General features: G+C 66.6%; 12 protein-coding genes. 3 read left to right on the forward strand and 9 right to left on the reverse strand.

Going from position 1 to position 12909, the window contains the following annotated elements:
* Positions 1-8: 8 nt before the first annotated feature.
* Together C722_RS0111315 and C722_RS0111320 are read right to left on the reverse strand one after the other, a co-directional pair.
* Positions 9-1265: a hypothetical protein gene (locus C722_RS0111315; protein ID WP_017640604.1), complete on the reverse strand. Its 1257-nt coding sequence runs from the start codon at positions 1263-1265 to the stop codon at positions 9-11.
* A 10-nt stretch (positions 1266-1275) separates the two neighbouring features.
* Positions 1276-2904: a glycosyltransferase family 39 protein gene (locus C722_RS0111320; RefSeq protein ID WP_157225828.1), complete on the reverse strand. Its 1629-nt coding sequence runs from the start codon at positions 2902-2904 to the stop codon at positions 1276-1278.
* A 258-nt stretch (positions 2905-3162) separates the two neighbouring features.
* Between C722_RS0111320 and C722_RS0111325 the strand changes: the two genes are divergently transcribed.
* The 3 genes from C722_RS0111325 (at position 3163) to C722_RS0111335 (ending at position 5011) form a co-directional block, all read left to right on the forward strand.
* Complete coding sequence (locus C722_RS0111325; RefSeq protein ID WP_017640606.1) at positions 3163-3690, forward strand: DUF3455 domain-containing protein; 528 nt, start codon at positions 3163-3165, stop codon at positions 3688-3690.
* Positions 3691-3776: 86 nt separating this feature from the next.
* Positions 3777-4304 carry a sigma-70 family RNA polymerase sigma factor gene (locus C722_RS0111330; protein WP_017640607.1) on the forward strand — a complete coding sequence of 176 codons (528 nt, stop codon included), beginning with the start codon at positions 3777-3779 and terminating at the stop codon, positions 4302-4304.
* Positions 4301-5011, forward strand: a complete 711-nt coding sequence (locus C722_RS0111335) for an anti-sigma factor domain-containing protein (RefSeq protein WP_017640608.1) — start codon at positions 4301-4303, stop codon at positions 5009-5011. Before C722_RS0111330 ends, C722_RS0111335 begins: the two co-directional genes overlap by 4 nt.
* Positions 5012-5067: 56 nt before the next feature.
* On the opposite strand, the gene C722_RS0111340 is transcribed toward C722_RS0111335, so the two are convergent.
* The 7 genes from C722_RS0111340 to C722_RS0111370 form a co-directional block, all read right to left on the reverse strand.
* Positions 5068-5826: an SDR family oxidoreductase gene (locus C722_RS0111340; protein WP_017640609.1), complete on the reverse strand. Its 759-nt coding sequence runs from the start codon at positions 5824-5826 to the stop codon at positions 5068-5070.
* A 250-nt stretch (positions 5827-6076) separates the two neighbouring features.
* The gene (locus C722_RS0111345) at positions 6077-7798 is read right to left on the reverse strand and encodes an aconitase X (RefSeq protein ID WP_017640610.1); all 1722 of its coding nucleotides are present in this window, start codon (positions 7796-7798) and stop codon (positions 6077-6079) included.
* Between the two features lie 2 nt (positions 7799-7800).
* Positions 7801-8517, reverse strand: coding sequence for an ABC transporter ATP-binding protein (locus C722_RS0111350; RefSeq protein ID WP_017640611.1), 717 nt, complete (start codon positions 8515-8517; stop codon positions 7801-7803).
* A complete protein-coding gene (locus C722_RS0111355; RefSeq protein ID WP_017640612.1) occupies positions 8514-9389 on the reverse strand; it encodes an ABC transporter ATP-binding protein in 876 nt (291 codons plus the stop codon). Before C722_RS0111355 ends, C722_RS0111350 begins: the two co-directional genes overlap by 4 nt.
* Complete coding sequence (livM, locus tag C722_RS0111360; RefSeq protein ID WP_017640613.1) at positions 9386-10666, reverse strand: high-affinity branched-chain amino acid ABC transporter permease LivM; 1281 nt, start codon at positions 10664-10666, stop codon at positions 9386-9388. The genes C722_RS0111355 and livM overlap by 4 nt, the downstream gene beginning before the upstream one ends.
* A gap of 4 nt (positions 10667-10670) precedes the next feature.
* Entirely contained in the window at positions 10671-11585 is a 915-nt protein-coding gene (locus C722_RS0111365; protein WP_017640614.1) for a branched-chain amino acid ABC transporter permease, read from the reverse strand.
* A gap of 96 nt (positions 11586-11681) precedes the next feature.
* Complete coding sequence (locus C722_RS0111370; protein ID WP_017640615.1) at positions 11682-12803, reverse strand: branched-chain amino acid ABC transporter substrate-binding protein; 1122 nt, start codon at positions 12801-12803, stop codon at positions 11682-11684.
* Between the last annotated feature and the right edge of the window lie 106 nt (positions 12804-12909).

The raw sequence follows: 12909 nt of genomic DNA on the forward strand, positions 1-12909 counted from the left end.
GCAGGCTCCTAGGTGATCCCCAACTGCTGGCGCAGCCGCGCCAGCACGCCCTCTTCCGCCACCGCCGGCAACTGCGCGGTATAGCCGCCAAAGCCGGCGAAGCGTGTGGCGAAATTCACCTCGAGCACGAATCTGTTGTCGAACTGCGGCGAGGCCAGGGGCGCCAGCACCTCGGCGGAATAGGTGTCGCGTGGATCGCTGCCCAGGCGCACGGGCAGGTCGCCGCTCTGCTGGCGATAGGCGACCCAGGGCGAATAGGTGAAGGCCTCCAGCCTGCCCCGCGCCAGATCGAGTTCCAGCAGGCGCAGCAGGCCGTTGCCGCCGGCGTATTCGGTCTGGTAGTTGATCAGCAGCAGATCCACCGGATGGCCCAGGTCGTTGGTCAGCCGCAGATGACCGCTGCCGTGGTTGTGGCCGTTGAGGGTCAGAAAGATCTGATCGTTGCGGCGGATCAGTCGATGCCATAGCCGCACCCCGGTGTCGTTGCGCCGGGTGGAGAGCACGGCCTGGCCGTTCACCAGGTCGACGATGTTGTGCGAGGCCAGGATGGTCGGCAGGTGCGGATAGCGATCCAGCATCCCCTGGGCCCAGTCCAGACTCTGGTCCGAGGGGCACCAGTCCAGGGTCAGCAGCAGGAAGCCCTGCCCCAGGGCCGAGAAACGATGGGCCTCGTTGAGGCCGGTGACATCGCGTTCGATGAAGGTGGCCTGGCGCGCCGCCCGCTCGCGGCCGAAGTACTGGGTGAAGAGTTCGCGACCATCGCGCAGGCGATCCTCGGTGTAGAGCTCGACGACATCATGGTCGCCGGTCATGACGCTGTAGGACACCCCCGCTTGCTCCAGCCGTGCCATGGCGTGACTGGCCAAGGCCCATTCGCCACGCTGCTCGGCGTTTTCCACCAGATCGCCCAGGTGCACCACAAAGGGCAGGTTCAGGGCCGCGGCATTGTGCGCCAGCCAATGGGTCTGGGCATGAAAGGCCAGCGCCGGCGGATAGCCCAGGTGACCATAACGCTCTATGCGCCGACCGTTGGGCTGCATCTCGTGGTTGTTCTCGCTGTAGTACTGGGTATCGGGCAGCACGCCGAGCAGGAAGCTGCTGCGCGACGGCAGCGGCGCCAGGGGTTCGAAGGCATGCCGTTCGAACCAGAGTGCGCGGTGTTCCGGCAGGCCGTAGCGCTGGGTCGGCTTGCAGGCGGCCAGCAACGGCAAACCGGCTAGCGCCAGGCACAGCCGGCGACGTTTGAAATCGGGCAAATCGGTCATCACAGCGGCCTCAAGGCAGGTAGTAGGCCTGCCAGCGGTTGTCGTTGAAGCGCCCTTCCAGCACCGGTCGGCGACTGGCCAACGGGGTGCCGGCCAGAGCGGACTGGCTGTCGGCGTCGAGCAGCACATAGGCGGGTCGGGTGACCTGGGCGAGCTGCGCCGCCTGGCCGATATCGAGGAAGGTCGGCAGGGGCACGTCGTAGTCGAGATTCATCAGGTAGCGAAAGGCCTTGGTGTCCTGGCCCAGACCAAGGAACACCAGTTGCCCGGGCTCCCCCTGGCGCAGGCTTTCCAGGCGGGTGACGAAGGCCCGGGTGTCGTAGCGCAGCGCCTGCATCGGATCCAGCGCCAGCACCACCAGCAGCCATTGCGCCAAGGCTGCCGCGGCCAGGGGCATGCCCAGGCGGAAGGCGCCGCGCTCGCGCCAGGCGGCCACCAGGGCGAACAGCGTCAGGATGGCGAAGGCGCCCAGCAGGAAGCGCAGATCCAGTTCAGGCCACCAGCCCGCGGCCTGCAGCTTGGGCTGCTGTAGCTTGACCAGCACCCCGAGCACCAGCGGGAAGATCACCAGCAGCGGCAGGAACAGCCGCCGTACCCAGGCCAGGGCACCCTGCCCTTGCAGCAGCACCCAGGCGCCGAGGGCGGCGCAGGCCGGGATGGCTGGCAGGATGTAATAGGGCTTCTTGAAGGTGGGTATCGACAGGGCCACCACGATCAGCGTGGCGAAGCCGGCCAGCTGGAGCAGCAGGCGGCTGTCCGCCTGTTCATGGCGCAGCCCCCAGTGCCGCCTCAGTGTCGGCAAGGCCAGCAGTGCCAGGGGAAAGGCCGGCGCATAGCGATAGAGCCCCAGTTGCAGGAAGTACCACCAGGGATAGCCGGCACCGTCGGTGTCGTCCAGCCGCCCGGAGACCTGCATGCGCAGCACGTCTTCGACAAAGACCGGGCCGCTGGTACGCCAGGCCAGGCCAAACAACAGGGCGCAGCACAGCGCCAGCACCACGGCGCCCACCAGCCCGTAGCCGAAGCTGCGCCGCCAGTCGCCCTGCAGCAGCCAGTAGACGCAGACCACACCACAGGGCTCGATCAAGCCCAGGGGTCCGCGCACGGCGAAGCCGGCGGCCAGGCACAGGAACACCAGGGCGCGCCGCCGGGGCAGGCCGCGCTGGTCGGCGCTCCACAGCAGATAGAAGCAGCCCAGCGCCGCCAGGGTAACGAACTGATCGAGGCAGATGGAGCGGGCCTTGGCCAGAAAGCCGTTGGTGAGCAGCAGCACCAGTACCGCCAGCAGGCCCCAGGCGCGGGACCGCTCGGCCAGCAGGCGATAAAGCAGACCGACGATGGCCGCCGAGGCCAGCGCGGTGGGAATCACCGTGGCCAGGCGATTGACCTCGCCGAATAGCTGGGCGAAGACGTCGATCAGCAGCGTCGAGGTGGCGGGATAGTCCGGATAGGGCTGTCCGTAACTGGTCGGGAAGGCACTGGCCCCGTGGCGAAACATCTCCTGGGCGAACAGCGCGAAGCGGCCGTCGAAGCCGATGAAAGGCTGCTCCCACAGTCCGAGGGTGAACAGCAGCACCGCCAGCAGGCACAGCGCCAGACTTTCGAGGCGCAGGCGCGCCGGACTCGGGATGGACGACACGCGGCAGGACTCCGGCAGGCTGGGAAAGACGGGCTCGCGACCCGCCGCCACTATCGCCAAACAACCTTAGGGATCCCTGAAACCAGGCTGACGGCAGGCTGACAGAAGCCGCAGTACAGAGCGGTTCGGCCGCGAGGCGGTGGCGACTATGCCGCTGAATTGAAAATTTTTTATGACAGCTGCATCCAAGGCCCCGGCTGCCGGGTATAGCCCCTACAGTCCAGCCGACTGTGCCCCCTCTCAATCCGGAGCAAGCGCATGAACAATATCTCCAGCCGTTGCAGCATCCTGGCCCTGACCGCCCTGTTGAGCACCCCGCTGCTGGCCCAGGGTGAGTTGCCCGAGGCCGTCCGTGTCCCCGCCGGCAACAGCCTGATGCTGGAAACCGTGGGCAAGGGCACCATCGTCTACGAGTGCCGTGACAAGAAGGACATGCCCGGCCAGACCGAGTGGTTCTTCGTGGGCCCCAAGGCCGACTTGCATGATCGCCAGGGCAAGCAGGTGGGGCGCTACTACGGTCCGCCGGCGACCTGGGAAGCCAGCGACGGCTCCAAGGTGGTCGGCAAGCAACTGGCCGTCGCCCCCGCCGGCGCCGGCAACCTGCCCTATCAACTGGTGGAGGCCGCGCCTGCCGAGCGCAAGGGCGCCTTCCAGGGCACCACCTACATCCAGCGCACCGCGCTCAAGGGTGGCGTCGCGCCGGCCAAGGCCTGCACCTCGGCCAACAAGGGCGAACAGCAGACCGTGAACTACCAGGCGGACTATCTGTTCTGGAAGAAGGGCTGAGGTCCAGGGGGACAGCCACGACCGGATCGGCTAGGCTCGGCTGATCCGGTCGCCACCCCTGGCGCCCCCTAGCCTGGCGTGACCTAGTGACCGACCGTCCCCATGACCCTGAGGCCCTGCTCGCCGCCTGCGCTCGGGGCGAGCGCGCCGCCCTGCAGCGGCTCTACCAGACCGAGGCGCCGCTGCTGCTGGGCATCGTCCTGCGCCTGGTGCGTGATCGCGGGCTGGCCGAGGACATCCTCCACGACGCCTTTCTGCGCATCTGGCGCGGCGCCGCCGGGTTCGCCCCGGAGCGTGGTTCGGCGCGTGGCTGGATGTGCAGCGTGGCACGCAACCTCGCGCTCAACGCCCTGCGCGATCGCCAGCGGCTGGTGCCCCTGGCGGACGGCTGGGAACCCCTGGCCGAGTCTGCCGATCCGGTGCGAGAGGCTGACGGCCGCCGCCTGGAGGGCTGCCTGCAGAACCTGGAGGCGCCGCGGCGGGAGGCCATCCTGGCTGCCTACCTAGACGGCTGCTCCCATGGCGAGATCGCCCAGCGCCTGCAGGCGCCGCTGGGCACGGTGAAGAGCTGGATCACGCGCGGCCTCAAGGCGCTCAGGGAGTGCATGACATGAACGGCGACACCACCCTGCCCCCGGACGAGGAGCGCGAACGCCTGGCCGGCGAATACGTGCTCGGCACCCTGGACGCGGAGCAGCGTCGTCGGGTGGAAGGTGCGCTGACGACGGACGCCCTGCTGGCCGCCGCCGTGGCGCGCTGGGAGGCGCGTCTGCAGCCACTGGCCGAGCGGGTGCCACCCGTCCAGCCCGGCGCGAATCTGTGGCCGCGCATCGAGCGCAGTCTGGGCGAGGCCGACGCCAAGGTCCCCTTCCGGCGCGAGTCGCTGTGGCAGCGCCTGGCGCTCTGGCAGGGCCTGAGCGCGGCAGGGCTGGCCGCCAGTCTGGTGCTCGCGGTGCTGCTACTGCTGCGCCCGGTACCCACGCCAAGTTACCTGGTGGTGCTGGCAGCACCTGACGACCGTACGCCCGGTTGGGTGATCCAGACCGCCAGTGCCCGTGACCTGCAGCTGATTCCCCTGGGGCGCGACGCCGTGCCGAGCGGCAAGGCGCTGCAATTCTGGACCAAGGCCGATGCCTGGCAAGGCCCGGTGTCGCTGGGCTTGGTCGAGCCGGGGCGTACCCTGCAGGTGCCGCTGGACCAGCTGCCGCCGCTGGAAGCCAATCAGCTGTTCGAACTCACCCTGGAAGACCAGGGCGGGTCGCCCACCGGCCGACCCACCGGACCGATCCAGTTCATCGGCCGGGCGGTCAAGGTGCTCTAGTCCACTACGAACAGTGCGGTGCTCGGCGATGTTTGATCAGAACCGAGCGAGCGGCCTCAGCTGTTGCGATGGATGTTGAAGTTGCTGAACGCCTGGCAGGTCGCCATCAGCTGGATGCGGTTGATGTTAACGTGCTTGGGCTGGTTCAGCGTCCAGTGGATGGATTCGGCGATGTCGTCCGGGGTCAGGGGTTCGGTACCGGCATAGACCGCATCGGCCTTGGCCTTGTCGCCACCGAAGCGCACCACCGAGAACTCGCTTTCCGACAGGCCCGGCTCGATGTTGGTCACCCGCACCCCGGTGCCCAGCAGGTCCGATCTCAGGCTCAGGCTGAATTGCTTGAGGAAGGCCTTGGTAGCGCCATAGACGTGGCTGCCCGGATAGGGATAGTCGCCCGCCACCGAGCCCAGGTTGACGATGCCGGCGCCGGCGCCATGGGCGATCAGTCGCGGCAACAGCAGGCGGGTGCAATAGAGCATGCCCTTGATGTTGGTATCGACCATGGTGTCCCAGTCGTCCAGGTCGCAGCTCTGGGCAGGGGTGTTGCCCAGCGCCAGACCGGCGTTGTTGACCAGGGCGCGCAGCTGGTTGAATTCCTCCGGCAGGCCGGCGACCGCGGCTTCCACGGCGGCGCGATCCTGGACGTCCAGCACCAGCGGCAGCACCTTGGCCTGCCCGGACAATTCCTCGGCCAAGGCGTGCAGGCGATCCTCGCGGCGGCCGGTGATGACGATCGACCAGCCGTCCTTGGCGAAGCGGCGAGCGGTGGCGGCGCCGAACCCGGAGGTGGCGCCGGTGATGAAGATCGAAGACATGAAAGATTCCTTCTGCGAGGGAGTTTGGCCGAGGCCAACGATAGCTCAGGGACGTTGGTCAGGCGAATACTCAGATCGCCGGGAATCCAGCGGATCAGTTATAACGCCTTGGTATCTCGAGGTTTTTCGTGTACTGGCGATTTTTTGAACAGTTCCCGCCAGACCAGGCGCCCTGGGCTTCGCGTCCGGCCATGCCAAGCTTATCCACAGGACGATCCACGGAATTCCTGTACAGAACCCGAGCCCACTATCAGCTGGATAAGTCTGCCGATGCGAGCCAGGCGGGCGGTCCGGCCGGCGCCAGTCCGGTGCAGGCCGCTTCCACGCAGGCGGCCAGACCGGCGAAGCGTAGCTCGCGACCGGTGAGGCCCGGGCCATAGTGGGCGAACTTGCCGGAGTTGGTCAGCAGGGTAAGGGCCTGGGGCGGCACCAGGGGTTCGCCGAGCATGCACCAGCAGGTGTCCCCCACCAGCTGGGCACCGAAGGCTTCCAGTTCGGACAGGCTACCGTTCCGCCCGACCGCTTCGCGCACGTCCCGCCCGAGGGTAATCACCAGGGCTACACCGGGATGCTTGTACCGGCCCCGGCATAGTTCGGCCAACCGCTGGCATTCCTCGGCAGAGAAATGCGGATTACCCAAGGCTACCAGCTGGACCTCGCGGGAAGTGGCGCTGTCCAGTTCGGCCCAGGCCCGACGCAGATCGGCCAGCTCTATGTCCTCGACCTCCAGCTCAGGCGCGGCGACCGCAGCCAGGGTCGGCGCCTCGGGCGTTACCCCGACCAGATGAAACAGCGGCGCCGCCGAGGTGGTAGCGAAGGCGGCGCCAAAGGCCTTGAGATCGTCGCGGCTGGGCTGGGCGTGTTCCAGCCCCAGCACCGCGGGAATCCGGGTGGGCGAGCGCAGGCCGATCCAGTAGCCGAGCAGCGGATAGAAGGCGTCGTCATGGCCCGCGGGCATGCTGACCCGGAACACCTTGGCAGCGCGGCGGCCGCTGTCCAGATGGCAGCCGGCCCGGGGTGCCCGTCCGGTCAGGGCGGTGCAGATATCGAGAAAGTCGGCGTACTTCTGGGTGCGCGCGCCCAGCACGCTGTTGGCGAAGACCACGGCATTGGATTCGGCCCAGACCACCTGCTCGCCCAGAGTCGGGGCGCTGTCCAGCAGATAGGGCGCGCAGGTGAAGGTGGGGCGACAGCCCAGGGCCACATAGGCCTCGGCCAGGGCACTGGCCGGCTCGCCCAGCGCCGGGTCAATGCCCTGCTCACGCCAGCGACGCTGATCCACCGACACCGCATTGAGACTGGTGGGTACCCGTACCCGACCGCCCCACGCCACCAGCCGCTGGGCAAAGGCCAGACTGGCCGGGCCGGTGTAGATACAGCCGTCGATATGGGCCTGGGTGATGTCGAGCAATTCGCGGGCGCCCTGCAGCTGCGCCATGCGTACCAGGATCTTAATCGCTGCCTGGACGGCCTGGCCCTCGGCGCCCGCGAGCTTGGCCCGATCGGTCGCGCTCAGCTGCAACTCGTGTGGGGTATCGACCGGAGTAGCGGGGAAAGGGTCTTCAGGTGCGCCGACCCAACCGTCGGCTACCGCGATCTCGTCGCACTCGGCCAGGGCCGCGAAGGCTGCGGCGCCTAGGCTGACCACTGGCAGGGAGCGACCGAAGAGTTCTTCCGCGACGATGGCACCCAGGCTGAGGATCTCGTCCGGCTCGGACAGTACCAGCGCTGCCGGTCCGCGTCCCGCCAGCAACAGCTCCAGGAGCACGGCGCTGCCGGTACAGGAGCCGCGTCCGCTGGGGATGGCCAGGATGCGACCGGCCAGCTCCAGGCCGTGCAGGGGATGGTGGCGATCGATCACCCGACCGCTGGCTGGATCGACGCCACCCCAGAAACTCAGGCCCAGGGGCGCCCAGGCCAGGCGTCCCCGGGCATGGCCCGCGACCAGAGCGCGCCCGCGGACCGCCGCCATCGTTAGTGACCGCCCAGGTAGGCTTCGCGCACCTGGGGATTGGCCAGCAACTCCTGACCACTGCCGGTCATGCGGATCTCGCCGGTGACCATCACATAGGCACGGTCGGACAGGCGCAGGGCATGGTTGGCGTTCTGCTCCACCAGGAAGATGGTCATGCCGCTCTGCGCCAGTTCGCGCAGGATCTGGAAGATCTGTTTCACCACGATGGGCGCCAAGCCCAGGCTGGGTTCGTCGAGCAAGAGCAGCTTGGGTCGCGCCATCAGCGCCCGGGCGATGGCCAGCATCTGCTGTTCGCCGCCGGACATGGTCATGGCGCGCTGGTTGCGGCGTTCCTTGAGCCGTGGGAAGAGCTCGAACATGCGCTGCATGTCCTCGTCCACCCAACGGGTGTCGATGGGGATGGTGCCCATCAACAGATTCTCCTCGACCGTCATGTCGGGGAACACATGGCGCCCCTCTGGTGACTGGGCGATGCCGTTGGAGGCCACGTAGTGGGCGTTCTTGCGAGTGATGTCCTCGCCGCGGTAGAGGATCTGCCCATTGCGCGCCTGGGGCTGGCTGAAGATGGACATCAGCAGGGTGGACTTGCCGGCACCGTTGGCGCCGATCAGGCTCACCGTCTCGCCTTCGTTGATGGATAGGGAGACGCCTTTCAGGGCCTGGATCGGCCCGTAGAAGACGTCGACGTTGCGAAACTCCAGGATCGGCGTGGTCATGCCACCTCCTCTTCTTCGGCGCCGAGGTAGGCGGCGATGACCTTGGGATCGTTGCGAATGTCGGCCGGCAGGCCGCGGGCGATGACTTGGCCATGGTCCAGCACCACGATGTGGTCGGAGATGTTCATCACCATGCCCATGTCGTGCTCGATCAGCACCACGGTGATGCGGTGCTGGTCGCGCAGGAGCCGGATCATGCCGGCCAGGGCCTCGGTCTCGGCCGGGTTGAGGCCGGCGGCGGGTTCGTCCAGGCAGACGATCTCCGGGCGGGTGCACATGGCCCGGGCGATTTCCAGGCGGCGCTGCTGGCCGTAGGAGAGTTCGCCGGCCAGGCGGTTGGCGTGGTCCACCAGGTCCACCACCTCCAGCCAGTAGAAGGCCGTGTCCAGCGCCTTTTCCTCGGCGCGGCGATAGCCGGGAGTATTGAGGATGCCGGTGATGAGGTTGCGGTTGCACTGCATGTGCTGCGCCACCAGCAGGTTCTCCACCACCGACATCTCCTTGAACAGGCGGATGTTCTGGAAGGTGCGGGCGAGACCGGCGCGATTCACCAGGTGGGTACCGCCGAACATCTTGTACCAGAGCCGGCTGCCGAACTGCACCGGGTTGACGAAGTCGGTGGCCTGGAAGCGCTCGCCCATGATCTTGCCGACGCGGGTCGAGCGACCATCGGCGGTGTCCAGGCGGATCTCGCCATCGGTGGCCTTGTAGAAGCCGGTCAGGCAGTTGAACACCGTGGTCTTGCCGGCACCGTTGGGGCCGATCAGCGCGGTGATGGACTGGCGCTGGATCTCGAAGCTCACGTCCGAGAGGGCCTTGATGCCCCCGAATCTCATGCCGAGACCCTTTACGGTCAGAATGTTGTCGCTCACGGCGCCACTCCCTTGCGAATCGCGAAGCCACTGCGGGCGATACGGATCAGGCCCCGCGGCCGCCACATCATCATCACCACCATGAGCACGCCGAACACCAACATGCGGATGTCGCCGAATTCGCGCAGCAGTTCGAACAGCAGGGTCATGACGAAGGCCGAGACCACCACCCCGACGGTGGAGCCCAGACCGCCCAGTACCACGATGGCCAGCACCAGCACCGACTCGAAGAAGTTGAACGAGGCCGGGTTGATGAAGCCCTGGTAGGTGGCGAAGAACACGCCGGCGAGGCCCGCGGTGGAGGCACCGATCATGAAGGCCGAGAGCTTGACCAGCACGTGGTTCAGACCCATGGCGCGGCAGGCAATCTCGTCTTCACGCAGGGCTTCCCAGGCCCGTCCGACCGGCATGCGGGTCAGGCGGTGCTTGATGTAGAGCACCAGCAGCACCACCAGGAACAGCACGGTGTAGATGAAGATCATGGTCGCGTTGGGGTTGTAGCTGATGCCCAGCAGCTCATGGATGGGCACCCCGCCCTCCTTCGCGCGCCGACCGAATTCGATGCCGAAGAAGGTCGGCGACGGCGCGGCGATGCCGTTGGGACCCTTGGTCACCTCCAGCCAGTTGTTGAGCACCAGGCGGATGATCTCGCCGAAGCCAAGGGTGACGATGGCCAGGTAGTCCCCGTGCATGCGCAAGACCGGGAACCCCAGTATCGCCCCCGCCACCGCGGCCAGGATCGCGGCGAGCGGCAGCATGGTCCAGAAGCCCAGCCCCAGGTACTGGTAACCCAGCGCCAGGCCATAGGCGCCGATGGCATAGAAGCCGACGTAGCCGAGGTCGAGCAGACCGGCCAGGCCCACCACGATGTTCAACCCCAGGCCCAGCAGCACATAGATCAGGCAGAGGATGATCACCGTCAGCCAGTACTTGGTGGCCAGGAAGGGAAAGGCGATGGCGACCAGGATGATGATGGGCAGGATGAATCTGAGATTGGACTTGTGCCCCGGCGGCAGCACATGGACGCCACCGTCGTTGCGCTTGAAGGACTCGATCCAGTCGCGCCCCTTGGCGGTCTGGCCGAACAGGCTGAGCAGGAAGCGGCCGGCCATGACCACCGCGACCATGATGCCGACGCGGCCGGGCTCGACATTGTAGCCATAGCCGTCGAGCACGATGCCGACGATGGGGCCGAACAGGATCAGCGAGACCAGGCCGACCATGAGGGTGTCGCGCAGCACGACCTTGAGATCGAAGGAGGAAGACGTCTGACTCATGGATTCACACCTTCGTGACCTGGGGTTTGCCGAGCAGCCCCTGGGGCCTAAAGATCAGGATCGCCACCAGCAGCGAGAAGCTGAAGACGTCCTTGTAGTCCGAGTTCACCAGGCTGGCGAACTGGGCTTCTGAGATGCCGAGGATGATGCCGCCGAGCATCGCGCCGGGCAGCGAGCCGATGCCGCCGAGCACCGCCGCGGTAAAGGCCTTGATGCCGATGATGAAGCCGGCATAGAAGTCGAAGGTGCCGTAGTTGAGGGTGATGAGCACCCCGGCCAGTGCCGCCATGGCCGCGCCGATGATGAAGACGTAGGAGATCACCCGGTCGGTGTTGATGCCGAGGATCTGCGCCATCTTGCGATCCTGCTGGGTGGCGCGGCACATGCGGCCGAGGGTGGTCTTCTGGATCACGTAGGTGAGCAGGCCCATGCCGATGATGGACGCCACGATGATGAAGATCTTGGTGTAGGTGATGATCACGAAGCCTTCGCCGATATGCAGGCGCAGGGCGCCGTCGAGCAGCGTCGGTACGCCCTGCTGGCGCGCGCCCTGGGCGAGCTGCACGTAGTTCTGCAGGATCAGCGACATGCCGATGGCCGAGATCAGCGGGGCCAGGCGCGTGGAGTTGCGCAGTGGCTTGTAGGCGATGCGTTCGATGGCCCAGCCGTACACGGAGGTGACCACCACGGTGAAGATCAGGGTGCCGAGGATCAGCACGGGAAAGGAGTGCAGGCCGAACACGCTCAACAAGGCGATGCCGATGGCGGCGAGATAGGCCGACACCATGTACACGTCGCCGTGGGCGAAGTTGATCATGCCGATGATGCCGTAGACCATGGTGTAGCCGATGGCGATGAGTCCGTAGACCGAACCCAGGGTCAGGCCGTTGACCAGTTGTTGCAGGAAGATACCGTCCACGTTTGCAGTCTCGCGCTGGATGGATGACGAGGGCCGCCGGCCGCCCTCTCGTCCTGGGGCGGAGACGAGAAGGCGGCCAGCGGATTCACGCGAGGATCAGGGCAGCTGGTTGTACTTGCCCTTGTCGTCCCATTCGTACATCACGTAGTCGGAGACCTTGAGGTCGCCCTTGCTGTCCCAGCTCTTCTCGCCCAGCACGGTGTTGACGCTGTGGGACTTCAGCCACTCGGCGGCCTTGGCGCCGTCGGTGCCCTTGATGCCGTTGAAGGCAGCGGCCACGGCCTGCAGCGAGGCATAGGAGTAGAGGGTGTAGCCCTCGGGCTCGTAGCCGGACTTGCGCAGGGCTTCCACCACGGTCTTGCCGGCCGGGTTCAGCAGCGGATCGGCGCCAAAGGTCATCAGCACGCCCTTGGTGTACTGGGGACCACCGGCGGTGGTGACCAGGTCGGCGGAGACGATGCCGTCGCCGGAGACGAACTTGGCGGTCACGCCCTGTTCGCGCATCTGGCGGACCAGCGGACCGGCTTCGGGGTGCAGGCCGCCGAAGTACACCACGTCGGCACCGGAGGCGCGGATCTTGGTGACCAGGGAGTTGAAGTCCTTCTCGCCGCGGGTCAGGCCCTCGTAGAGCACCTCTTTCACGCCGCGCTTGTTGAGCTGCGCCTTGGTGGCATCGGCCAGGCCCTGACCGTAGGTGTCCTTGTCGTGGATGATGGCGACCTTCTTGGCCTTGAGGGTATCGACGATGTAGTCGCCGGCCACGATGCCCTGCTGGTCGTCACGTCCGCACATGCGGAACACCCCGGTCAGGCCACGCTCGGTGATCTTGGGGTTGGTGGACGCCGGGGTGATGGAGATGATGCCGGCTTCGTCGTAGATCTCCGAGGCGGGCATGGTGTTGGAGGAGCAGAAGTGGCCGATGACGGCCTTGACCTTCTCGGAGTCCACCAGGCGGTTGGCCACGGCCACGGCCTGCTTGGGCTCGCAGGCGTCGTCGCCCTGCACCAGCTTGATCTTCTCGCCATTGATACCACCGGCGGCGTTGATGTCCGCCGCGGCCTGGGTGGCCCCCTTCCAGAACTGCTCGCCGTAGGCGGCACTGGCCCCGGTATAGGGACCGGCGACACCGATCACGATGTCGGCATGCGCCAGGGAGGAGAGAGTGAACGCAGAACCGATAGCGAGAGCCAGAATGCCTTTTCTGTAAATCTTCGACATGGGAGGTTTGCTCCAGAGGGTGGTTGGCCTGTTCGCCGGAGCAAAGCCTGTGCCATCACCCAGTTGTGTACCGGGCGCAAAGGCCATTTGCCGCCACCGCGACAAG

It is taken from the genome of Pseudomonas sp. 313 (assembly GCF_000316965.1).
Classification (GTDB): domain Bacteria; phylum Pseudomonadota; class Gammaproteobacteria; order Pseudomonadales; family Pseudomonadaceae; genus Chryseomonas; species Chryseomonas benzopyrenica.